The organism is Metabacillus indicus LMG 22858, assembly GCF_000708755.2.
Classification (GTDB): domain Bacteria; phylum Bacillota; class Bacilli; order Bacillales; family Bacillaceae; genus Bacillus_P; species Bacillus_P indicus.
Genome location: NZ_JGVU02000002.1, coordinates 238,419 through 261,768, shown reverse-complemented (window position 1 = coordinate 261,768; position 23,350 = coordinate 238,419). Strand labels below are relative to the sequence as shown.

23 protein-coding genes, 1 riboswitch and 1 other annotated feature are annotated in these 23,350 nt (G+C 46.5%); of the genes, 1 reads left to right on the top strand and 22 read right to left on the bottom strand.

The genetic code is table 11. From position 1 onward, the window contains the following. Window position 1 precedes the first annotated feature (1 nt). The 4 genes from sat to AZ46_RS21395 form a co-directional block, all read right to left on the bottom strand. Window positions 2-1,141, bottom strand: coding sequence for a sulfate adenylyltransferase (gene sat, locus AZ46_RS04505; RefSeq protein ID WP_029281453.1), 1,140 nt, complete (start codon window positions 1,139-1,141; stop codon window positions 2-4). Between the two features lie 42 nt (window positions 1,142-1,183). Next, entirely contained in the window at window positions 1,184-2,206 is a 1,023-nt protein-coding gene (locus tag AZ46_RS04500) for an inorganic phosphate transporter (protein ID WP_051827179.1), read from the bottom strand. A gap of 54 nt (window positions 2,207-2,260) precedes the next feature. After that, window positions 2,261-2,962: a phosphoadenylyl-sulfate reductase gene (locus AZ46_RS04495; RefSeq protein ID WP_029281457.1), complete on the bottom strand. Its 702-nt coding sequence runs from the start codon at window positions 2,960-2,962 to the stop codon at window positions 2,261-2,263. 105 nt (window positions 2,963-3,067) lie between these two features. Continuing rightward, window positions 3,068-3,211, bottom strand: a complete 144-nt coding sequence (locus AZ46_RS21395) for a YezD family protein (RefSeq protein WP_235728203.1) — start codon at window positions 3,209-3,211, stop codon at window positions 3,068-3,070. A 64-nt stretch (window positions 3,212-3,275) separates the two neighbouring features. Continuing rightward, window positions 3,276-3,381, bottom strand: a riboswitch (SAM riboswitch). A gap of 171 nt (window positions 3,382-3,552) precedes the next feature. Between AZ46_RS21395 and AZ46_RS04490 the strand changes: the two genes are divergently transcribed. Continuing rightward, on the top strand, window positions 3,553-3,813 hold the full coding sequence (locus AZ46_RS04490; protein WP_029281459.1) for a hypothetical protein: 261 nt from the start codon (window positions 3,553-3,555) through the stop codon (window positions 3,811-3,813). Window positions 3,814-3,848: 35 nt separating this feature from the next. On the opposite strand, the gene pyrE is transcribed toward AZ46_RS04490, so the two are convergent. The 18 genes from pyrE to AZ46_RS04400 form a co-directional block, all read right to left on the bottom strand. Then, window positions 3,849-4,481: an orotate phosphoribosyltransferase gene (gene pyrE / locus AZ46_RS04485; RefSeq protein ID WP_029281461.1), complete on the bottom strand. Its 633-nt coding sequence runs from the start codon at window positions 4,479-4,481 to the stop codon at window positions 3,849-3,851. Continuing rightward, complete coding sequence (gene pyrF / locus AZ46_RS04480; RefSeq protein WP_029281463.1) at window positions 4,478-5,197, bottom strand: orotidine-5'-phosphate decarboxylase; 720 nt, start codon at window positions 5,195-5,197, stop codon at window positions 4,478-4,480. Before pyrF ends, pyrE begins: the two co-directional genes overlap by 4 nt. Then, window positions 5,166-6,101, bottom strand: coding sequence for a dihydroorotate dehydrogenase (locus tag AZ46_RS04475; protein ID WP_029281464.1), 936 nt, complete (start codon window positions 6,099-6,101; stop codon window positions 5,166-5,168). The genes pyrF and AZ46_RS04475 overlap by 32 nt, the downstream gene beginning before the upstream one ends. Continuing rightward, window positions 6,095-6,877, bottom strand: coding sequence for a dihydroorotate dehydrogenase electron transfer subunit (locus AZ46_RS04470; protein ID WP_029281465.1), 783 nt, complete (start codon window positions 6,875-6,877; stop codon window positions 6,095-6,097). Before AZ46_RS04470 ends, AZ46_RS04475 begins: the two co-directional genes overlap by 7 nt. Next, a complete protein-coding gene (carB, locus tag AZ46_RS04465; RefSeq protein WP_029281466.1) occupies window positions 6,877-10,089 on the bottom strand; it encodes a carbamoyl-phosphate synthase large subunit in 3,213 nt (1,070 codons plus the stop codon). Before carB ends, AZ46_RS04470 begins: the two co-directional genes overlap by 1 nt. Continuing rightward, window positions 10,074-11,174, bottom strand: coding sequence for a carbamoyl phosphate synthase small subunit (locus AZ46_RS04460; protein ID WP_029281467.1), 1,101 nt, complete (start codon window positions 11,172-11,174; stop codon window positions 10,074-10,076). Before AZ46_RS04460 ends, carB begins: the two co-directional genes overlap by 16 nt. Beyond that, window positions 11,171-12,457, bottom strand: a complete 1,287-nt coding sequence (locus AZ46_RS04455; RefSeq protein ID WP_029281468.1) for a dihydroorotase — start codon at window positions 12,455-12,457, stop codon at window positions 11,171-11,173. The genes AZ46_RS04460 and AZ46_RS04455 overlap by 4 nt, the downstream gene beginning before the upstream one ends. Continuing rightward, window positions 12,441-13,358, bottom strand: coding sequence for an aspartate carbamoyltransferase catalytic subunit (locus tag AZ46_RS04450; RefSeq protein ID WP_035206509.1), 918 nt, complete (start codon window positions 13,356-13,358; stop codon window positions 12,441-12,443). The genes AZ46_RS04455 and AZ46_RS04450 overlap by 17 nt, the downstream gene beginning before the upstream one ends. Before the next feature lie 146 nt (window positions 13,359-13,504). After that, the gene (locus AZ46_RS04445; RefSeq protein WP_029281472.1) at window positions 13,505-14,812 is read right to left on the bottom strand and encodes a solute carrier family 23 protein; all 1,308 of its coding nucleotides are present in this window, start codon (window positions 14,810-14,812) and stop codon (window positions 13,505-13,507) included. A 139-nt stretch (window positions 14,813-14,951) separates the two neighbouring features. Then, window positions 14,952-15,497 carry a bifunctional pyr operon transcriptional regulator/uracil phosphoribosyltransferase PyrR gene (gene pyrR / locus AZ46_RS04440; protein WP_029281474.1) on the bottom strand — a complete coding sequence of 182 codons (546 nt, stop codon included), beginning with the start codon at window positions 15,495-15,497 and terminating at the stop codon, window positions 14,952-14,954. A 187-nt stretch (window positions 15,498-15,684) separates the two neighbouring features. Continuing rightward, on the bottom strand, window positions 15,685-16,599 hold the full coding sequence (locus tag AZ46_RS04435) for an RluA family pseudouridine synthase (RefSeq protein WP_029281476.1): 915 nt from the start codon (window positions 16,597-16,599) through the stop codon (window positions 15,685-15,687). After that, window positions 16,580-17,062, bottom strand: coding sequence for a signal peptidase II (lspA, locus tag AZ46_RS04430; RefSeq protein ID WP_029281478.1), 483 nt, complete (start codon window positions 17,060-17,062; stop codon window positions 16,580-16,582). Before lspA ends, AZ46_RS04435 begins: the two co-directional genes overlap by 20 nt. A gap of 80 nt (window positions 17,063-17,142) precedes the next feature. Then, window positions 17,143-17,514, bottom strand: a complete 372-nt coding sequence (locus AZ46_RS04425; protein WP_029281480.1) for a TraR/DksA family transcriptional regulator — start codon at window positions 17,512-17,514, stop codon at window positions 17,143-17,145. 540 nt (window positions 17,515-18,054) lie between these two features. Beyond that, window positions 18,055-20,826, bottom strand: a complete 2,772-nt coding sequence (gene ileS, locus AZ46_RS04420) for an isoleucine--tRNA ligase (protein ID WP_029284983.1) — start codon at window positions 20,824-20,826, stop codon at window positions 18,055-18,057. Window positions 20,827-20,886: 60 nt separating this feature from the next. Continuing rightward, window positions 20,887-21,117 (bottom strand) — a binding site (T-box leader). Window positions 21,118-21,169: 52 nt separating this feature from the next. Further along, window positions 21,170-21,682, bottom strand: coding sequence for a DivIVA domain-containing protein (locus AZ46_RS04415; protein WP_029284984.1), 513 nt, complete (start codon window positions 21,680-21,682; stop codon window positions 21,170-21,172). 96 nt (window positions 21,683-21,778) lie between these two features. After that, window positions 21,779-22,549 carry a YlmH family RNA-binding protein gene (locus tag AZ46_RS04410; RefSeq protein WP_029284985.1) on the bottom strand — a complete coding sequence of 257 codons (771 nt, stop codon included), beginning with the start codon at window positions 22,547-22,549 and terminating at the stop codon, window positions 21,779-21,781. Window positions 22,550-22,634: 85 nt separating this feature from the next. Then, window positions 22,635-22,898, bottom strand: coding sequence for a YggT family protein (locus AZ46_RS04405; protein ID WP_029284986.1), 264 nt, complete (start codon window positions 22,896-22,898; stop codon window positions 22,635-22,637). A 6-nt stretch (window positions 22,899-22,904) separates the two neighbouring features. Beyond that, window positions 22,905-23,345, bottom strand: coding sequence for a cell division protein SepF (locus tag AZ46_RS04400; RefSeq protein ID WP_029284987.1), 441 nt, complete (start codon window positions 23,343-23,345; stop codon window positions 22,905-22,907). Window positions 23,346-23,350: the final 5 nt, after the last annotated feature.

Here is a 23,350-nt window from a genome sequence, read left to right as displayed (position 1 = left end):
CTTACGAAACGACTTCTTTTTTTAGTCCGCTGATCAATACTTCAATCACTTCAGGCCTGCTGAATGTGCTTGGCGGCACTTCGCCGTTTCTCAGCATCTGTCTGACCTTTGTGCCTGAGAGAATGACGTGATCTGCGCTGTCATGAGGGCACGTTTTCGTTGTAGCCATACTTTCGCATTTGCTGCAGTAGAAGCTGTGGTCGAATTTCATCGGCTTAATGCCAAGCTCCGCTTCTTCAAATTGGTCAAATATCTTCTGAGCATCATATGTGCCGTAATAATCACCGACGCCTGCATGATCTCTTCCGACAATAAAATGCGTGCATCCGTAATTTTTGCGGACAAGCGCATGGAAAATCGCTTCTCTTGGTCCTGCATATCTCATCGCAGCAGGGAAAACGCCAAGCTCCACTCGTTCTTCCGGATAGTAGTTTTTAAGCAATACTTCATAGCTCTCCATGCGGATTTCTGCTGAAATATCATCAGATTTCGTTTCGCCGACAAGAGGATTCAGAAACAATCCGTCAACTGTTTCAAGGGCAGCTTTCTGGATGTATTCATGTGCTCTGTGCACAGGATTTCTTGTCTGGAAGCCGACTACGGTTTTCCACTCTTTACTTTTAAAAATCGCTCTTGTTTCTGATGGATCAAACGTATATTCTTTAAACGGCTTATCGGGACGCTTGATCAGAGTGATTTTGCCTCCTGCATAGATGTCTTCTCTTTCATGCAGTTTTTTCACTCCGGGATGGGCGAGATCCGCTGTTCCGTAAACATTGATCGCTTCATTCGTTTTATCCGGCTCATAGAGATCTTCGATTTCAATCAGCCCATACACTTCGCCGCCATACTGAAGCTTTGCTTTGTCTCCTGTCTTCAGCGACGCTGCTGTTTCTCTTGAAACCGGAAGCGTGATCGGAATACTCCAGACTGTGCCGTCTGCAAGTCTCATGCTGCTGACAACACTTTCATAATCCTCTTGTGTTAAAAAACCCGTAAGCGGGCTGTAGGCTCCGATTCCGATCAATTCCAGATCGCTGAGAGCCATTGCATCAATTTCGATCACCTGATCGATTTCATGTGCAGTTACTTCAGGATTGTATACATCAACTAATACTCCACCATGCGGCTGTAAACTCATTTATTTTTCCTCCTAAACTGACCTTTTTAATTGGTTTTAATGTTAAATGCCTCCGCCTTCTTCATGCACGGCACGCTTTTCATCCTTTATCGCCTTCATCAGGCTCAGTGCACCAAGTGTTGCCAGCATGACACTCAGAAGAACGATAAGGGAGTACATATCCTTTTCCAAAAACAGTTTGACAAGCATATACGATATGGCAAGTGAAAACAGCGGTGAAACAATCCAGATTCGGATGATTTTCTTCACAATGTGCTTTTGAAGGATCTCGCTCCCGCTTTTCGCCATTCCAAGTCCGATAATAGCTGATGAGGTCACCTGCGTCAGAGGGACGGGAAGTCCGAAAATGGAACTGGCAATCACAAGTCCTGCTCCTGTACCGGAAATCAGAATGCCTTCTGGCTTTGAATACCGGGTAATTTTCTTACCGTTTGTTTCAAGCACTTTTTTGCCGAGAAAAATCGCTCCAAGAGCAACAAATGCTCCTCCGAGCAGGGTCCCGTCCGGCACGGAAATCAGGCCAGCCCCGACAAGCGGCCCTACTGCGTTTGCCACATTGTTCATTCCAGCTGAGAAAGCCTCGAAAAATCCTGCCAGTATCAGGATGCCTGTAAGGAGCGGACGGTCTTTAAAGAACGGTTTATGCTGCACTTTATAAAGCCCTTTGCCGAACAGCCAGGCAATTCCGAAAGCTGCGACAGGAACAATCACCCAGAACATCATGATAATCATCAGTGATTTAATAAATAGGATCTGATAGGCAATTCCCACTCCCACAACGGCTCCAACCGTCACCTCGCTTGTTGAAAGCGGGATTCCCAGCAGGTTTGCAAGAAACAGCGAGCTTGTCGCAGACAAAATAATGATCAGAACAACTTTCACATCAATGATATCCTGCGGAATAATTCCGGCACTTATTGTCTTAACAACCTCTCCCCCGCCAAGATACGCGCCTGCAAAAACACCGATGGCGCATATAAAAAGGGCATGCCGGGCTTTCGGAACTGCACCGGAACCGTAAGCTACTCCCATGGAAGCAGCGGCCCCGCTCGCTCCAATATTCATGGCGAAAAAGAGACTGATGGCAAGCGCACCCAGTTCAAGCACCGCAATCCCTCCTTATCCATGCAGGCCGCATTCTGTTTTGCCCTGGCCGCTCCATCTGCCTGAGCGCAGATCATCTGCACTGAACGCAGGCTGCGTGCAGTGGAAACAGCCGATGCTCGGATATCCCTGATCATGGAGCGGATTATAAGGGAGGTCATTTTTATGAACATAGCGCCAGACATCTTTCCACGTCCAGTGAATGAGAGGACAGACTTTTACCGACTGAAACTTGTCGTCTTTATTGATAAATTGCACATTTTTCCTTGTTTCAGACTGCTCTCTCCGAAGCCCTGAAATCCACGCTTTTGACTGAGAGAGTGTTTCATTCAGCGGCTGAAGCTTTCTGATTGCACAGCACTGATTCGGATTTGTTTCCCACAGCTTATCTCCATGCTGTTCAGCTTGTTCTGCAAGGGTAAGGGCTGGTTTTTTCATCGTAATTCGGAGCTTGGGATACTTTTCTTTTACACGTTCAATGGTTTCATATGTTTCCTTGAAATGAACATCTGTATCAAGAAACACAATCGACGCATCCGGTTTTACTTTTGAAATCAGGTCAATGAGAACAATGCCCTCAATGCCAAAGCTGCAGGCATAGACAATCTCTTCGCCGTAATGGCCGTAAGCCCAGTTCAGCACATTCAATGCGCCGCTGTACCCGTCGTCTGTTTCAAAAGTCTGTTCATGCTCCTGCCATGTTATATACGTAAGCATGCTGGTCTTCTCCTCACTTTTTCAGGTCCTGTACAAAAAGCTTTTAATAGTAGGACAGGAGCCCGCTTTCGTTAAAATGCCTCCAGTTTATCCAGTCAGCATTTTTCATTTCATTCTTATTTTTTCATTTTTCTCAAGCTGAATCACTTTTCCGTCCTGAACGATCAGTGTCACAGAACCATAGCTCATTGTGTTCAGCATTTCCTTCAGCCTGTCGATGACCGCGTCAAGTTTTTGATCAGTACCCACAGTGGTCCCCCGTTTCTTTCCCATTAAAAAAAGCCTTCCGGTTTGAAAGACTGTTCAGGCATCAACCTTATCTTCCAAAATGGGTTTCATTTTGCTGGATGTAGCACCTTGCACGCATGCAGGTTGCCGGGCTTCACCGGGCCAGTTCCCTCCGCCTCTCTGGATAAGTTTATTATATTTTTCTAAATTTTATCACAATTGCAGTCACTGTCAACCTTAGTTTTTCTATCGGAATTAAAAAAACGACTCTTTTTAGGAACTATTGATAAAAAAGTGCTAGATATACAGCGCCGGAATAAGGTGTACTATAGTTCGTCCGGGAGGTGGGAGTTATTTTTATCTTGTTAAGTGCAGCTGCCGTTTTTTATGGGTTAGGCGGATTTTCATTAGCTTATGCGGCAATGGAGATTGATGACCCAGCCATTTTTGAAAAAATGAAAGAGGAACGCGGAGTGATGAAGTGTTTCGGAATGCTCGGTTCTGCGGGATTTAAACTCAGCGGGAAGCTGCTGCCTGCACCCTGGCAGAAAAAAGGATTCAGAATTGGCTTTTTGCTGATCAGCACACTGGCTTTTTCCGGAAGCGTGCTGATATGGAAATAAAAAAAGGCATCAGCTGCTTCTGATGCCTTTATCATTTATACGTTCAGCCATTCTTCTGACGATGGATTTTCACGCCATTTCTTCAGCTTGGCTAAGTCTTCTTTTTGAATGGAGCCTTTTTTCAGAGCTGTTTCAATCAGAGATGAATAGTCCGTCAGTGATACGGAATGAATGCCTTCTTCCTCAAGCATCTCTGTCCCTTTTTGCAGTTCATATGTGAAAATGGATACAGCGCCGATCACTTCGCATCCGGCTTCTCTAAGGGCTTTGACCGCCGTAATAACGCTTCCTCCGGTTGAAATCAAATCCTCCACTACTACCACTTTCTGTCCTTCCCGGATCTTTCCTTCAATCTGATTGCCCTTTCCGTGTCCCTTTGGCTTGCTTCTCACATAGGACATCGGCAGATTCAGAAGATCACTTACCCATGCAGCATGAGGAATTCCTGCAGTAGCCGTGCCTGCTATCATTTCAGCTTGGGGATAATGCTCTCTGATCAGAGCCGACAGGCCTTCTGCAATGTTTTTTCTTACTTCCGGATAAGAAAGCGTGAGGCGGTTATCGCAGTAGATCGGTGATTTGAGCCCGCTTGACCAGGTAAACGGATCATTCGGGCTAAGGAATACAGCTTCGATTGTCAGCAGTTGTTCTGCAATTTGATGGTTCATACAGGCAGTCCCTCCCAGGCGTTTTTCATTTGAGTATAGGCCGCAAGCGGATCCGGTGCTTTAGTGATGCTCCGTCCGACCACAATTCCGGTTGACCCAAGCTCTCTCGCTTTTTCAGGAGTTGCCACCCTGACCTGGTCATTTACTGCATCTCCGCTCATGCGTATGCCGGGTGTTACGGTCATAAACGAGGCTGGAAGCTCGCTGTAGATGCGGGGCACCTCCAGAGAAGAGCAGACAATACCGTCAAGGCCGCTTTTCGCCGCAAGCTTAGCGTAGCTTAGCACCGTATCATCAAGGCTGTTGCCGATCAGCAATTCTTTCTTCAGCATCTCTTGCGATGTGCTTGTCAGCTGAGTGACAGCAATGCAGGCGGGACGCTTGGAGCCTGCAGGTGTTCCGGCCTCAAGACCTTCCATTGCAGATTTCATCATGACACTGCCGCCGGCAGCATGCACATTGACAAGATTGACTCCGAGTCCGGCAAGACCCCTCATCGCTTTTTTCACTGTTTCCGGAATATCATGGAGCTTAAGATCAAGGAAAATCTCATGTCCGTCTGATTTCAGCTGATCTATGATTGCAGGACCTTCCCGGTAAAAGAGCTCCATGCCTACTTTTACATACAGCTTCTGTCCGGACATCATTTTTAGGAATTCTCCTGTTTCCGAAGCACCCTTAAAATCAAGCGCGATAATCAGCGGTCTCTCGTTCATGCTTATAGCTCCTTCCGATGCATTCTGTAATGTGGCCGAACCCGTATTTTTTAAGTACATGAGGCAGTTCTTCGATGATTTCAGGGCAGACAAACGGATTCACAAAGTTGGCTGTTCCTACGGCTACGGCGCTTGCTCCAGCGTACATGAATTCAAGAACGTCCTCTGCTGTCTGAACACCGCCCATGCCGATAATCGGAATAGATACAGCCTGGCTGACTTCATGAATCATGCGGATGGCTACCGGTTTGATCGCAGGGCCGGATAAGCCGCCTGTGCGGTTTGCAAGAACCGGCTTTCCTGTTTTCAAATCCAGCCTCATTCCGATGAGCGTGTTGATCATCGTTAATCCATCTGCTCCAGCCGATTCGATGGCTTTGGCAATTTCAGTGATATTGCTGACGTTCGGTGACAGCTTGACATAAACAGGCACCTCTGACACAGCTTTTACTGCGCGCGTAAGGGAAGCTGCCATCTCAGGGTTTGTACCGAATGCAATTCCTCCGGTTTTAACATTCGGACAGGAAATGTTCAGTTCAAGCGCGTGGACATTTTTCGCCTTGCTGATCTCTCTTGCAACTTCGACATAATCTTCCTCTGCTGAGCCCGCCACATTTGCAAGAACCGGCACATCGAATGACTCAAGCCAGGGAAGCTCATTTTCAAGGATTCCATTAAGTCCCGGGTTTTGCAGGCCGATTGCATTGAGCATGCCCGCTTCTGTTTCAGCCACCCTCGGTGTCGGATTTCCAAACCGCGGTTCGGCTGTTGCTGCCTTGATCATGATGGCTCCAAGTTTGTTCAGGTCATAAAGGCCGGCGAATTCTTTACCGAATCCAAAGCAGCCTGATGCCGGCATAATCGGATTTTTGAGTGAAAGTCCCGGAAGTTCAACATTCAGCATGACAGCACAACCTCTCCTGCTTTAAATACCGGCCCGTCGGTGCAAACTTTTTTATAAGATGTGCCATTCGGGTCATCTGCTGTATGGCACACACATGCAAAGCATGCGCCGATTCCGCAGCCCATTCTTTCTTCAAGAGAGAGAAAAACAGGCTTGTCAGGAAAAAGATTTTGGAGGCTTGAAAGCATGGGGGTCGGACCGCATGCGAAAAGAGCGTCAAAATCGATGCTGCGCTCTTTGATGCAGTCTGTGACGAACCCTTTCGTCCCGTATGAACCATCTGCCGTCGCAATATAGGTTTCTCCGAGTTTCTTAAACTCACTTTCATAGAAAACCTGATTCGCAGACTGGAAACCGAGTACGTGGCGGACGTTAACACCCTTTGCAAGCAGACGCCTTGAAAGCTCGTATAAAGGAGGGACTCCGATGCCGCCTCCGACAAGAAGCGCCGTCTCTCCCTGATTCAGGCTATCCGGATCAAAACCGTTTCCAAGCGGGCCGAGCACATCGACCAGTTCTCCTTCTTTCCTTGCAGAGAGGAGCTTCGTGCCCGCTCCCTCTGCCCGGTAGATCATCGTGAATTCCCGCTTTTCTTTCTCTATTTTTGCAATGCTGATCGGTCTTCTTAAAAGAGGAGATGCTGCACTTGAAACTTTGATATGAACGAACTGGCCGGGCTGGTTCATCTCGTCGACCAGACTCCCTTTTAATGTAAGTTCATAAATTCCCTCAGCAATTTCTCTCTGTCCGGCAATGATCATCCATTCTTTTCGGATCAAGCGTACGTCACCTCTTTGCTGATTACTCGTTTTGGCATTTGTTCTGTTGAGAAGGTCATTGACTCTAAAACTCTTAAAATCGCTTTTGCTGTGTCAAGGGATGTGAGACACGGGATGCCGTTTTCAACCGACTCGCGTCTGATTCTGAAGCCATCGCGCTGCGGCTGTTTCCCTTTTGTCAGTGTATTGATGACGAACTGAGCTTCGCCCGTGCGGATAATATCCAGCATAGTAGGAGACTCGCTGCCGATTTTGCCGACGATTCTCGCTTCTACCCCGTTCTCATGCAGGTAGCCGGCTGTTCCGCTTGTTGCCATGATCTGATAGCCGATTGCACTGAAGCGGCGGGCTACCTCCAGACCTTCTTCTTTATCTTTGTCCGCGATTGTCAGAAGGACCTGTCCGTAGTTCTGCACTTTCATTCCTGATGCGATCAGGCCTTTATAAAGAGCTTTTTCAAGGGTTGAATCTTTTCCCATCACTTCGCCTGTCGATTTCATTTCAGGGCCGAGCGTAATATCCACTCTGCGCAGCTTTTCAAAAGAGAAGACCGGCACTTTGACATACACGCCCTCGCTTTCCGGCTGAATGCCCGTTTCATACCCAAGCTCTGGCAATGATTTGCCGAGTATCACCTTCGTTGCAAGATTTGCCATCGGCACGCCTGTTATTTTGCTTAAGAAAGGAACCGTGCGGCTTGATCTTGGATTCACTTCGATGACAAATACTTCATCTTTATAGATGACAAACTGAATGTTCAGAAGCCCTTTAATGTTTAATCCCCTTGCAAGTGCGATTGTCCGTTCAGTAATCGTCTTTTTGATATCTTCCGTCAGTGTTTGCGGAGGATATACAGCGATGGAATCTCCGGAGTGGACCCCTGCACGCTCAATATGCTCCATAATTCCAGGAATAAAGACGTTTTTGCCGTCTGAGATCGCATCAACTTCTATTTCTTTTCCAGTTAAATATTTATCGATCAGTACCGGGTGCTGCGGATTTACTTTTACAGCATTTTTCATGTAATGCAGCAGATCGTTTTCCTCATGCACGATCTCCATTGCACGTCCGCCGAGAACATATGACGGTCTGACAAGAACCGGATAGCGGATGGATGAAGCTATGGCAACCGCCTCTTCTACAGATGTCGCCGTTTTTCCAAGAGGCTGAGGAATGCCGAGTGTGTTTAATGTGTGCTCAAATTTATCTCTGTTTTCCGCACGGTCCAAATCCTCAAGAGATGTTCCGAGAATCTTGACGCCTCTTGCTTCAAGTTCATCAGCAAGGTTTATCGCTGTCTGTCCCCCGAACTGAACGACTACCCCTTTAGGCTTTTCAAGTTCGATGATGTGCATCACATCTTCCGCCGTCAGCGGCTCAAAGTAAAGCTTATCAGAGATGCTGAAATCGGTTGAGACGGTTTCAGGATTGTTGTTGATGATAATCGCTTCATATCCGGCTTCTTTAATGGCCCATACGGAGTGTACGGTTGCATAGTCGAATTCTACCCCCTGGCCGATTCGGATTGGTCCTGAACCAAGGACAATCACACTTTCTTTATCTGTAACAGCTGATTCATTCTCATCCTCATACGTGCCGTAGAAGTATGGTGTTTCAGATTCGAACTCTGCTGCGCATGTATCAACTGTTTTATAGACCGGGAACAAGTTCAGCTGTTTTCTGAATTTGTATACCTCCCGCTCAGTCGTCTTCCAAAGTTCAGCAACAGCGATATCAGAGAAGCCCATCTTTTTCGCTTTTTCAAGGACGATGGCATCAAACTTCGCTTCTTCAATGACACGCTCAAACTTGATGATATTTTCAATTTTCACAAGGAAGAATAGGTCAATTCCGCTCCACTCATGAATCGTCTCGATTGATACGCCTCTTCTGATCGCTTCAGAAAGATAGAACAGCCTCTCGTCTCCTGCTTTGCGGATTCGCTTTTCAATCTTTTCATCGCTGAAATCGGCTGCATGTTTCAGATCGATATGGTACTGATCCGCTTCAAGTGAACGGACGGCTTTAAGCAGGGATTCTTCAAGCGTTCTGCCAATCGCCATCACTTCGCCGGTAGCTTTCATCTGCGTTCCGAGTCTGCGGTTGGCTGACTCAAATTTATCAAACGGCCATCTCGGGATTTTTGTGACGATGTAGTCAAGAGCCGGCTCAAAGCACGCATACGTTTTGCCAGTTACCGGGTTCATCATTTCATCAAGAGTCAGTCCGACAGCAATTTTTGCCGCAAGCTTCGCAATCGGATAGCCTGTTGCTTTAGATGCAAGCGCTGATGACCGGCTTACACGCGGATTCACTTCAATGATGTAGTACTGGAAGCTGTGCGGATCAAGCGCAAGCTGCACATTGCATCCCCCTTCTATTCCGAGTGCGCGGATAATTTTAATTGAAACGTTCCTGAGCATCTGATACTCTCTGTCGCTAAGCGTCTGGCTTGGTGCAACTACGATGGAGTCGCCTGTATGAATGCCGACAGGATCGATGTTTTCCATGTTGCAGACAACAATTGCGCTGTCATTTTTATCACGCATGACTTCATATTCGATTTCTTTATAACCCGCGATGCTTTTTTCAAGCAGGCATTGTGTGACCGGACTGTATTTTAGTCCGCTTGTCACGATTTCAATCAGCTCTTCTTCGTTTGAACAGATTCCGCCGCCTGTGCCTCCAAGTGTATAGGCAGGTCTTACGATGACAGGATAACCGACTTTTTCTATAAAAGCGTAAGCTTCTTCAAGGTTGTGGACAATATCGCTCTCCGGAACCGGCTCACCCAGTTCATTCATCAGCTGGCGGAAAAGATCGCGGTCCTCCGCTTTTTGAATAGCGCTTAATTTTGTTCCAAGAATCTCAACGTTGCATTCTTCAAGAACCCCTGCTTCAGCAAGCTGAACCGCCATGTTAAGGCCTGTCTGGCCTCCAAGCGTCGGAAGAAGTGCATCCGGGCGTTCTTTGCGGATGATTTTCGTCAAAAACTCAAGTGTCAGGGGCTCAATATACACTTTGTCTGCCATTTCTGTATCTGTCATGATCGTTGCAGGGTTTGAATTGACAAGGATGACTTCATAACCTTCTTCTTTAAGAGCGATGCAGGCCTGTGTTCCTGCATAGTCAAACTCTGCTGCCTGGCCGATGATAATTGGCCCTGATCCGATTACTAGAATTTTTTTGATGTCTACGCGTTTTGGCATACGTTGATCCCTTCTTTCTTGAATGTTTCAATCATGTCGATAAATTGATCAAATAGTCCGTTTGCATCTTCTGGTCCTGGTGAAGCTTCCGGATGGTACTGCACGGTGAAGGCAGGCAGCGTTTTATGCTTCAGTCCTTCTACAGATCCGTCGTTTAAAGCAAGATGAGTAACCTCAAGGTCTGTTGCTTTTACTGAATCAAGGGTAACGGTGTATCCGTGATTTTGGGAGGTAAGAGCTACCTTTCCTGTTGACAGGTCTTTTACCGGATGGTTTGACCCGCGGTGTCCGAATTTCATTTTTTCCGTATCGGCTCCCCCTGCAAGGGCAAAAAGCTGATGGCCAAGGCAGATGCCGAATAGAGGAATTTTCCCGAGCACTCCATTGATCATCTCAAGTGCATGAGGGACATCTTTCGGGTCCCCAGGTCCGTTTGACAGCATGATGCCGTCTGGATTTAACTGAAGGATTTCTTCAGCAGTTGCCGTATGAGGCACGACGACCACATCGCAGCTGCGTTTGTTCAGCTCGCGGAGAATGCCGTGTTTCATCCCGAAATCGACAAGAACCACTCTGCATCCGCGTCCCGGGCTTGGATAAGGTGTTTTAGTCGAAACAATTTCCACCTGATTTCTTGGAAGCTCCGCTGATCTCAATGAGGCAATCACCTCATCTACATCTGCATGCTCTGAGCAAAAAGCGCCTTTCAATGTTCCATAAGTGCGGATAATTCTTGTCAGCTTGCGTGTATCTATGCCTGCAAGTCCGGGAATTCCCTTGATTTTGAAGTACTCGTCCAGTGAAAACTCGCTTCTGAAATTTGATGGCACTTCACATAATTCTTTTACGATAAACCCGTTGATGAATGGAGAAATCGTTTCAAAATCGTCGCGGTTAATGCCGTAGTTTCCAATCATCGGATACGTAAGCGTCACAATCTGCCCGCAGTATGACGGGTCGGAGAGAATCTCCTGATAGCCTGTCATTCCAGTATGGAACACTACCTCTCCCATTGTATCCGCTTCGCTTCCAAATCCCTGTCCTGTAAAAATGGTGCCGTCTTCGAGAATCAGATGTCTGATCATACGTTTACTCTCTCCCTTTTCCATACGATTTTGCCTTCAAAGATGGTTGCTTCCGGCCAGCCTTTGCATGAATAGCCTGCAAACGGTGTGTTTTTTCCTTTTGAAAGGAACGTTTCCGGATTTATGGTTTTTTCTTCTTCCAGATCAAGGATCGTCAAATCCGCTGCGCGGCCTTCTTCAAGTCTGCCAAATGGCAGGCCAAACGTTTCCGCCGGCTTAGCTGTGAGAAAATCAATCAGCTGTTTCAGCTTCCATTCCCCTGACTCAACAAACCGGGTGTATAAAAGCGGAAATGCCGTTTCAAGTCCCACAATGCCGAACGGAGCAAGGCTCAGCGGTTCGGCCTTTTCTTCCGCTGTATGCGGAGCATGGTCCGTCGCGATAAAATCAATTGTTCCGTCAAGCAGCCCTTCAATCAGCGCTTCCCGGTCTTCTTTCCCACGGAGCGGCGGATTCATTTTGTAATTTGTATCCAGTCCGGGGATATCTGTGTCGCACAGCAGAAGGTGATGAGGCGTTACTTCCGCTGTTACGTTTATGCCTGCTTTTTTCGCATCTCGCACGACTCTGACTGACTCTTTCGTGCTGATGTGGCACACGTGGTAGTGGCAGCCTGCGGCTTCAGCCAGCAGTACATCTCTTGCGATCTGCACAGATTCGCAGATTGAAGGAATGCCATTGATCCCTTGCCTTTTTGCAAATTCCCCGTCATGAAGTGCCCCTTTATAAATCAGCGAGTTGTCTTCACAGTGGGCTACGATGCTTGCACCGGTCTCTGCCGCTTTTTTCATTGCCTCAAACATCATGCCGGCAGACTGAACGCCTACTCCGTCATCTGTAAAGGCAAACGCTCCTGCTTCTTTCAGCTTTTTGAAATCCGTCAGTTCTTTTCCAGCCTGTCTTACCGTGATCGATGCATACGGAAGAACTCGTACAGAAGCTTTTTCTTTAATCCTGTCCTGCAGCCAGTTCATTTGCTCTGCGTGGTCCGGAACAGGCTTTGTATTCGGCATGGCGGCAACGGCTGTAAAGCCTCCTGCAGCAGCAGCCTTCGTACCTGTTTCAATCGTTTCTTTATGTTCTCCGCCAGGTTCCCTCAAGTGGATATGTAAATCGATAAACCCCGGGGAAACCAGCTTGCCCTCAGCATCGATGACCTCTACTGCATCCGCTTCGATGTTTTCGCTGATCTTTGAGATGATGCCGTCTGAAATCAGAATATCAGCTTTCACTTTTTCTCCGCTGTCCGTTAAAATCAAGCCGTTTTTAATGATAGATTGCATATGCTGCTTCCCCCTTGTTATGTGATGCTGCGCCGTCAAGCGCGCGTTTTAAAACGGCCATTCTGACATATACGCCGTTTTCCATTTGCTTAAAAATTCTCGATCTTCTGCATTCAACCAGTTCATCTGCGATTTCAACGCCTCTGTTCACCGGGGCTGGATGCATGATAATGGCTTTCGGCTTCATCGTTTTTTCTCTTTCTAGCGTAAGTCCGTAAAGGTTGTGGTAATCTGCTCCTGCGCTGCTGTTGCTTCCGTGTCTTTCATGCTGGATTCTCAGGAGCATCACGACGTCTGAAGCTTGAATGGCTTCATCTGTCTCTGCATATGTGCCGTATGTTTCATCCTTCCACTCATCAGGCGCACAGAGCAGGACATTTGCCCCGAGCCTCCGCAGAACCTCCGCATTAGACCTTGCAACGCGGCTATGCTTGATGTCTCCATGAATGGAGACGGTCAGACCTTCGAACTTTCCAAACTCCTGGCGGATGGTCAGCAGATCAAGAAGCGATTGTGTAGGATGATGGCCGCAGCCGTCTCCTGCATTTAAAATCGGAATTCCGACTTTCTCTTTCAGTTCTTCGAAGTACTCATCTTCAGGATGTCTGATGACGACTGCGTTTGCTCCTATTGCCTCAAGCGTGCGCACTGTGTCATAAAGGGTTTCTCCTTTTTGCACGCTTGAATGTGAGGCATCAAAGTTAAGAACGTTTAGGCCAAGCCTTTTCTCAGCTACTTCAAAACTGAACCGTGTTCTTGTGCTCGGTTCAAAAAACAGGTTCGCAGCAAACAATGCCGTTTTTTGAACTTCCGCCTTTCCTGAACGGAATTTTTCTGCGTCCTTTAATATGTTTAAAATTTCATCTGCAGGCAGATCATTCATTCTAAGCAAGTGCTTCATCATCATCTCTCCCGTCGTTTTTCTGCAAAAAAACACCCTGAAATCCGGTTTCAGGGTGTGAGAAGGCAGGACAAAACCAAAAGGTTGCTTTGTCCGTGCCCGTCCACCCTTGTAAGCCTCTCTGGACTTTTCGTTAAAAGGTGTTCTTATGCAGCTGTATGTTCATTTGCAGCTGTTTGTTCACGTTCAGCAGCTTTGCGCCCCGGAAGGATCAGGTTCAGGGCAATGCCGATGATTGCCGCAAGTGCCATGCCGTGAAGTTCAAACTGCTCGCTTACTTTTATCATGGCTCCGCCAATCCCGATGACCAGGATGACTGAGGAAATCACAAGGTTTCGTTTATTTCCGAAATCAATCTTGTTATCAGTCAGCATTCTTAATCCTGATGAGGCAATAATCCCAAACAGCAGGATGGATACGCCTCCCATAACCGGTGTCGGTATAGAGCTGATGAATGCTGAAATTTTTCCGATGAAGCCGAACACGACGGCCATAACCGCAGCACCTGCGATGATGTAGACGCTGTAGACCCTTGTAATGGCAAGTACGCCGATGTTTTCGCCGTACGTTGTATTCGGCGGTCCGCCGATAAGTGATGCGATCATCGTTGCTACTCCATCTCCGAGGATGGAACGGTGCAGACCAGGCTCTTTCAAGTAATCCCTCTCAACCACTTTACCAAGAACAAGCTGATGTCCGATATGCTCTGAGAGGGTCACAACTGCGACAGGGACCATCAGAAGAACGATTTCATAGGAAAACCCTGGAGTATATGTGACAAAAGGTATGATAAAGTCCGGTTTTTGAAACAGTTCTGCCCCAACAACTTTACTGAAATCAACCAATCCGATTGCGAGGGCGTACAGGTAGCCGCCGGCGATTCCGATCAGAACAGGAATCAGGCTGACAAAGCCTTTAAATGCAACCGAGCATACAATCGTTATCGCAAGCGTCACAAGAGCTACCGAGAAGTAGGTCAGGTTATATTCTCCTTCAGGGCTGTTCATGGCCATATCCACCGCAGTTCCTGCAAGGCTCAGTCCGATGACGATGATGACAGGACCGACGACCACCGGAGGCAGAAGCTTCATGATCCACTTGTATCCGACGATTTTAATCAGCAGGGCTACAAGTCCGTAAACGACTCCTGCCAGGAAGCTTCCGACCATTGCGCCTTCGGGTCCTTCAGCTGCCTTAGCTGCGATAATTGGTGCGATGAAGGCGAATGAGGAACCCAGATAGGCCGGCACCTGGCCTTTTGTGATCAGCAGAAACGCAAGCGTCCCAAGCCCGCTTGAAATCAGGGCGACAGCAGGATCAAGTCCTACCAGGAAGGGTACGAGGATGGTCGCCCCAAACATGGCAAACAGATGCTGAAAGCTCAGGGTGATCCATGTGAGCGGCTTTGGTGTTTCTTTTATATCAAGCTGTAGAGCTTCTTTTCTTGGTTTCATGTCTTTTCCCCGCTTTCTTTTTATAAAAAAACCTCTTTGCATGAGGCTGCAAAGAGGCATAATCATCCTGTCAAAAAGAATCACAGGTGTGATTTTACGTTCCTTTTGCAGCCTCTCTGGACTTCATTAAAAGGGTTGGCTATTCTTTTTCGTGTATGGCGACCTGATCGTTTTTATCCACTTCCATCAGTTCGACAACAATTTTTTCAGAGCTTGAGGTCGGGATGTTTTTGCCGACATAGTCTGCCCGGATCGGAAGTTCTCTGTGTCCCCTGTCTACCAGGACCGCGAGCTGGATCTGTGAAGGTCTTCCGATGTCAATCAGCGCATCAAGCCCTGCGCGGACTGTTCTTCCTGTATAAAGGACGTCATCAATCAGGATGACTGTTTTGTTGGTGATATCTGCAGGAATATCCGAGCCTTTCACGAGCGGCTCCTCATTCACTGTTTTTTTGGAAAGGTCATCTCTGTAGAGTGTAATGTCAAGCTCTCCTACCTCTACAGGCTTGCCTTCAATCTGTTCGATCCGTTCTGCAAGCCTTTTGGCAAGATGGATGCCTCTTGTCTTGATCCCGACAAGAATGACAGAATCAATGCCTTTGTTTCGTTCGATAATTTCGTGGGCAATTCTTGTCAATGCTCTTCTGATTGACTGCTGGTCAAGCACAACTGCTTTTTGGGGCATGCTGTTCACCTCTCCTTTTGAACCTGAAAACAAGAAAATCCCTCCTGCCGTTTGGCAAGAGGGATTGGATGCGTGCTTAAATATACGCAGACTATGCGCATAAGATCCGTTTCCTTCTCAGCCTCACGGGACTGTCTTAAAGGTTCATTTTCAACTACAGCTATTATGACAAATCATATGGCTTGTGTCAATGACTTTTTTTCAGATCTTCGATTACCTGCTGAAATTCAGCAGGAAGAGGAGCATTAAATTCAAGGTACTCGCCCGTGCGGGGATGCTTAAAGCCGAGAACGCCTGCATGAAGCGCCTGGCCTCCGATATTCGGCGTTTTTTTCGGGCCGTATTTCGGATCGCCGACAATAGGGAAACCAATGTATTTCATATGAACTCTGATCTGATGCGTTCTGCCTGTCTCAAGCTGGCACTCAATCAGCGTGAAGCCCGCAAAGCGGTCAATAACATGAAAATGAGTGACAGCGTCCTTGCTGTGCTCATTTGTAACCGTCATGCTCTGGCGGTCCTGTTTATCGCGGCCGATCGGAGCATCAACTGTTCCCTTGTCATGCTGAATAATCCCATGAACAATCGCCTGATACCGTCTTGTAACCGATTTTTCCACAAGCTGGTTAACCAGCGACTCATGCGCAATGTCGTTTTTGGCAACCATCAGAAGTCCTGAAGTATCTTTATCAATCCGGTGGACAATGCCGGGTCTCATAACGCCGTTTATACCTGAAAGGTCTTTGCAGTGGGCCATGAGTCCATTTACAAGTGTTCCTGATAAATGTCCAGGTGCAGGATGGACAACCATCCCTTTAGGTTTATTGACAACAAGAACGTCTGCATCCTCATAATAAACATCAAGATTCATTTCTTCCGGCAGAACATCAAGCGGCTCAGGATCCGGAATGAGAAGAGTGACTGTATCACCGGGCTGAACTTTATAATTGCTTCTTGACTCCCCGTCATTCACTTTCACATGTCCCTCTTTAATCCAGATCTGAACCTGGCTTCTTGACCAGTCTGCATTTTCAGCAGCAAGCAGCTTATCAAGGCGTTCATATTTATTGCTGTCATCAATCTTAATTTCTATGCTGTTCATTCACTTTCTCCTTCTCTTGTTTCCCATCTAAAAGCATGACAATAAAGAGCAGCGCTACTCCCACACAAAGAGCAGAATCCGCTACATTGAAAATTGGAAACGGGTATGTACCAATATAGGTTTGGACAAAATCAACCACTTCCTGATGAATCACTCTGTCAATAAAGTTGCCGATTGCACCGCCAAGCATTAAGCCAAGTGCGATCCCCATCAGACGGCTTCCGTTTGTATATTTTTGAATGTAAACAACCAGGCCGGCTACAACGATAATTGTAATCACGTAAAAAAACCACATCTGGCCCTGAAGAATTCCCCAGGCAGCTCCCTGATTCCGATGTGAGGTAATGTACAGGACATTTTCAATAACCGGTATGCTTTCTCCGATTTCAAGTTCTTTTACAATCAGCCATTTTGTCAGCTGATCCAGTGCAATAATCACAAGTGCGATGAGATAGTAAAGCACAAGCTTTCCCCAACTTTCCTATAATATACTTCTGAATTGTATCACAGGCAAAATAGAAGAGCAAAGCTTGTCTGATGGTATTACTGATATTCTTCTGCTTCTAAATAAAGGGATGGATGATAATAAGTATGAGGCAGGGATTTTCGTTCATACAGTTCCTGAAAAGCAAAATCATGTATGCTTCTTGCAGTGGGGATAATCGCTAATTTTTCAAGTTCAATTGCAAGTCCGGTTTCTTCACAAATGCCGTACGTTCCGTTTTTTATTTTAAGGAGCGCTCTCTCAACGTCGTTCAGCTCTTCTTTCACATGTCCCATAATTGTTTTTTCTTTGTATGGATAAAATAAATGAGGCTGTTCTGTCTCCATATCAAACAGACAATGATCGAAAAGCCTTGACTTAAGCTCTCGCTGCATCAATTGAAGCTCATGCCAGATAGCATCTATACTCATAGCGGACATCTCCTTGTGGCTTGGCTTTGTACCTATAGTCTATCCGGATTGAAGGCCCTCACGCTGATAAGAATTTTCCTGTGGAGGGAATAAGAAAAGCGGAATCGCCCGTTTAGCTCCGGGAGTCAGATAAGGAAACGGCGGTAAAGGCGCTTTTTGCCTTTGCCCACGGTTCCGTTCTGACAGAGGAGTTGGGCGATGGAGCTGGACACCGCGAAAAGCGGAATCAGCCGTTTAGCTCCGACAGGCAGAAAAGAAATCACCTAAAAGTCCGGGTTTGACTTTTTTGGGGATTTTGTTCTGACAGAAGGACTGGGAGGCGGAGCTGGACACCACCACGAAAAGCGGAGCCGACCGTTTAGGCCTGGCAGTAAGATAAGAAATCACCGGAAAAGTCCGGGTTTGACTTTTTGGGGGATTTTGTTCTGACAGAAGGACTGGGAGGCGGAGCTAAACACCACGAAAAGCAGAATCAGCCGTTTAATCAATAGGAGTGCACACAAAAAAACCGCTGATCAATTCAGCGGTTTTTCTATGTGTTTAAGCAGTCGTATAATGTTCGTCAACAATCGCTGCACAGCGCGTGCAGAGTGTTTTATGATTTTCATTTTCGCCCACATCGGTTGTGACAACCCAGCATCTTTCACATGTTTCGCCTTCAGCAGGCTTAACGGTGATTTTTACTTTTTCGCAAGTATGTGCATCCTCAGGAGCGTCCTCATAATTACCTGCAAGCTTAAAGCCTGATACAATGAACAGCTGCTTTAAGTTTTCATCAATGGATTGGAGCAATTGTTTCGCTTCACCGTTCGCATATACTTCGATGCTTGCAGTCAGCGATTTGCCGATTACTTTTTCATTGCGGGCTTCTTCAAGTGCCTTTAAGACATCATCGCGAAGCTCCATGAAAGCATCCCATTTCTTCTCAAGCAGGTCAGCGCCGGCAATTTCTTTGCTTTCAGGCATATCTGTCAGCTGAACGCTTTCTTCTGAAACAGAGTCAATGTGTGCCCATACTTCATCAGCCGTGTGAGGAAGAATTGGAGCAACCAGCTTGACAAGTGAAAGCAGCGTGTCATAAAGAACGGTCTGAATGGCGCGGCGCTCTTTGTTATCAGGAGCTTCGATGTAGAGAACATCTTTAGCGAAATCCAGATAGAAGGAGCTCAGTTCGATCGTGCAGAAATTATGAACCGCATGGAAGATGGCCGCGAACTCATAGTCTTCATACGATTTTTTCACTTTGTCTGTCAGCTTGTTCAGCTTAACCATCATGTAACGGTCAACATCGCGAAGCTCGTCAAACGCGAGGGCATCTGTTTCCGGATTAAAATCAGCAAGGTTTCCAAGAAGGAAACGGAAAGTATTGCGGATTTTTCTGTACACCTCAGCCACTTGCTTCAGAATGTTGTCTGAAACTCTTACATCAGCCTGGTAGTCAACAGAAGCAACCCAAAGACGAAGAATGTCTCCCCCAAGCTGGTTCATAACTTTTGAAGGCAGCACAACGTTCCCAAGAGATTTACTCATTTTGCGTCCTTCTCCGTCCAGGGCAAAACCATGGCTGAGAACGCCTTTATATGGAGCTTTTCCTGTTACAGCAACACCTGTGGACAGGGAAGAGTTAAACCAGCCGCGGTATTGATCAGAGCCTTCCAAATAAAGGTCTGCCGGACGCTGCAGATCATCTCTTTCAAGCAATACTGCCTGATGCGATGAACCAGAGTCGAACCAGACATCCATGATGTCCTGTTCTTTCGTGAAGTTTCCATTCGGGCTGCCAGGATGCGTGAATCCCTCAGGAAGAAGATCTTTTGTTTCACGTTCAAACCAGATGTTTGAACCGTGCTCGCGGAACAGGCCGGATACATGATCGATTGTTTCATCCGTAATGATCGGCTCTCCATTTTCTGCATAAAAGACAGGAATCGGAACTCCCCATGCACGCTGTCTGGAAATACACCAGTCCCCGCGGTCGCGAACCATGTTGAACAATCTTGTCTCGCCCCAGGCAGGTACCCATTTCGTATCTTTTACCGCCTGAAGAAGATCCTCGCGGAAATCCTTGATGGATGCAAACCACTGGGCAGTTGCACGGAAAATTGTCGGTTTTTTCGTTCTCCAGTCATGAGGGTATGAGTGTGTGATGAACGAAAGCTTAAGCAGTGCGCCTGCTTCTTCAAGCTTTTCTGTAATCGGCTTGTTTGCCGCATCATAGAACATGCCTTCAAACCCTAGAGCTTCGCTTGTCATATGTCCCTTTTCATCAACCGGACAAAGAACACCAAGACCGTATTTCTGACCGACGATAAAGTCATCTTCCCCATGGCCAGGTGCAGTATGAACGCAGCCGGTACCGGCATCTGTCGTAACATGTTCGCCCAGAACAACGAGGGATTCGCGGTCATACAGCGGATGCTTTGCAGACACTCTTTCGATCTCTGCGCCTTTGAATGTTTTGACAGCCTTATAGTCTTCCCATCCGAGTTCTTTAGCTACCGTTTCAAGCAATGCTGATGCAACAACGAATGATTCCCCGCCTGCATCTGCCACCGTATACTCAAGGTCCGGATGAACAGCAATGCCAAGGTTTGCAGGAATCGTCCACGGAGTAGTCGTCCAGATAATGATTTTTTCTCCGCCGCTCAGCACTTCATTTCCCTGTGCAACAGTAAATGCTACATAAATAGAAGCAGAGCGTTTGTCATAATACTCGATTTCGGCTTCTGCAAGAGCAGACTCACTTGAAGGTGACCAGTAAACCGGCTTTAATCCTTTATAGATGTACCCTTTCTTCGCCATTTCCCCGAACACTTTGATCTGCTGGGCTTCATACTCCGGATTCAGCGTCACATAAGGGTTTTCCCAGTCACCGCGAACACCGAGACGCTTAAACTGCTCACGCTGATTGTTGATTTGCTCCCATGCATACTCTGCGCACAGCTTGCGGAATTCAGCTACACTTAATTCTTTGCGGTTTACTTTTTTGTTTTTAGTAAGAGCCGTTTCAATCGGCAGACCATGTGTGTCCCAGCCCGGAACATACGGAGCGTTGTATCCGCTCATTGATTTATAGCGGACGATAAAATCCTTCAGCACTTTGTTCAGTGCATGGCCCATGTGGATATCTCCATTTGCATACGGCGGTCCGTCATGAAGAATAAACATCGGGCGGTCTTTTGTGCGCTCCTGAACTTTTTGGTAAATCGTCATTTCTTCCCATTTTTCCTGAATTTGCGGTTCGCGGTTAGGAAGGTTTCCTCTCATTGGAAATTCGGTTTTCGGCATCAGCAGGGTATCTTTGTACTCCATCGGTATTCCTCCAGACAGTTTGTAATAGGGCAGAGAAAACACAAAAAACCTTCTCATCCCAGAAGGGACGAGAAGGTTTCTCGCGGTACCACCCTTTTAGATAAACTAAAAAACTGCTTATCCTCTTTGAGATTCGTAACGTGAATAACGCGTTTTTGCTTACTGATTCTATAGGTTCAGCAAAAAAACTCGAGGGTGATTTTCGCAAGTTTGCTTCTTTGCCGGACTCGCACCAACTCCGGCTCGCTTTAAAAGATTTCATACTGCTACTGTCCCTGTCATGGTTTTTTAATCATTTATTTAATAGTAGTCATCAAATTATATGTGAAATGGTGCTTCAAAGTCAAGACTGCACTTTTGATTCTTCGCGTTCCTCGTATAATGATTCAAGTTCATACTCAAGGAGGTGATCCCAGTCATCATTTTTAAGAAGGTCAAGCTGTGCTTCAATCAGCATCTGGAAGCGTGTTCTGAAAACTTTCGACTGCTTTTTCAGCTCTTCAATTTCCACAGCTATTTTTCTTGATTTAGAAAGGGATTCATTAATGATCCGGTCAGCGTTTTTCTCTGCTTCCTTCACAATCAGCTTAGCTTCCTTTTGTGCGTGGCGGCGGACTTCCTCAGCAGCCTCCTGCGCTACAAGAATGGATTTATTGAGTGTTTCCTCGATATTTGAAAAATGACCAATGCGTTCGTTCAGTTCAGTCACTTTGTTTTCGAGTTCTTTTTTCTCGCGGATGGCAAGCTCATAATCTTTGATGACCTGGTCGAGGAACTCATTGACTTCGTCCTCGTCATAGCCCCGGAACCCTTTGTTAAATTCTTTGTTATGGATATCAAGCGGTGTTAACGGCACTTCTGCCACCTCCAGTATGTATTGATCATTCGATCTTTCTTCAAGTATAATTCATATTTTGACAGAAAAGGCAAAAATCCTTCTATTTCCCCAAATTTATTTTTGAATGCCGTATGAGATTTTCCACTTATCTTTCTTTGTTCTGCCATCAATCGACAAGATTTTGGATCTGCCGTGGCCTCTGACAGAAAGCGTGTCTCCCTCTCTGCATTCAAATGACGGCTGCTCGATGACCCGAAAGTTTACTTTCACATAACCCGTCTGAACTAGCGCGCCGATTTTTTGCCGGGAAATGTTATAAACAGATGCTGCAACAGCATCAAGCCTTAAGGAACTGACGGTCGCTGTTTTTTCCAGCATTTCTTCCACATGGAGGATGCGCTCACTCCAGTCAAGTGCGCTCAGCGAAACTTTTGCCCGGCCGATTTCAGTCAGATTCATCAAAAGAAAAGATTCTGTTTCTTTTGCAGCAACCAGCTGTATCCGGTCGCCGGAAAACAGCAGATCGCCGAATTTTGACCGTTTGAGCCCGAGTGACATTAAAGCACCCAGTACTTGCCGGTGTTCGATGCTAACAAACTTAGACGGATATCCGATTTCAAGCAGGGAAAGCTGGAAATCCTCATGGGAAGGAACAAAGTAGTCCGGATAAAGCAAAGCCCGTTTTCGTTCCATATTCTCTCCCGAAAACTGAAGACACACATCGGTGCTTGATCCGACGACTGCTTTAACCATTTCCTGCTCTCTCGGGTCAAGAAAATCCGTCAATTTTGGAGCATAGCTGTTCATGACACTTTCTTTCCATTCTGAAGCCTGATCGATAAAATGCCGTTCTTCCTGTCTGAAGTGCTGATAAATGTGGTCCATATTAATCTTCCAGCCTTTTCGTTAAGCTCTTATAAATTGATGCCAAAATGAAAACAGTGCCGTTATGTACGGCACCGCCTGTATCTTATCCAATCATTGTGAAAATCGAGTTAAGCCCGTATCCTGCAAATCGCAGAGCAAGAAGTGCAACAATTGGTGAGATGTCAATCATGCCAAGCGGCGGAATAAACCTGCGGAAAGGTTCAAGGTACGGCTCTACAATTTTAGCAAGCAGCTGTCCGAAACTGCTTTCTCTTGCATTCGGAAACCATGAAAGCAAGATGTAAATAATAATCGCATAAGAATAAACCTGCAACAACGTAAATAAAACATCAGCTACTACGCCCATTTATTTTTACCACCTCTGATCTTCTTCCGAGACAATTTCTGAAATCGAGCCTGCAACATCAACGTTATCCGGTGTGCACAGGAAAATATTCGCTCCTATTTTCTGAATGTCTCCACCTATAGCGTACACAGTTCCGCTTAAAAAGTCTACAATGCGCTTTGCCTGGTCATGCTGAATGCGCTGCAGATTGACAACAACTGCCCGTCTGTTCTTCAGCTGATCGGCAACATCCTGTGCTTCGGCGTATACCCTCGGCTCGCATAAAACCACTTTAGATGATTTCTGAACACTTTGCAAACTGACAACATTCTGTTTGGTCTGCTGCGGCTTTGGAGTAAACGGCTGTTCTTCCTCGTAATCATAGTCCTGATGCCTCTCCTGCTCAACGTATTCATATTCCTCCTCATCAAGGGCAAAAAAGCTTTTAAACTTATTTTTAATACTCATGTACG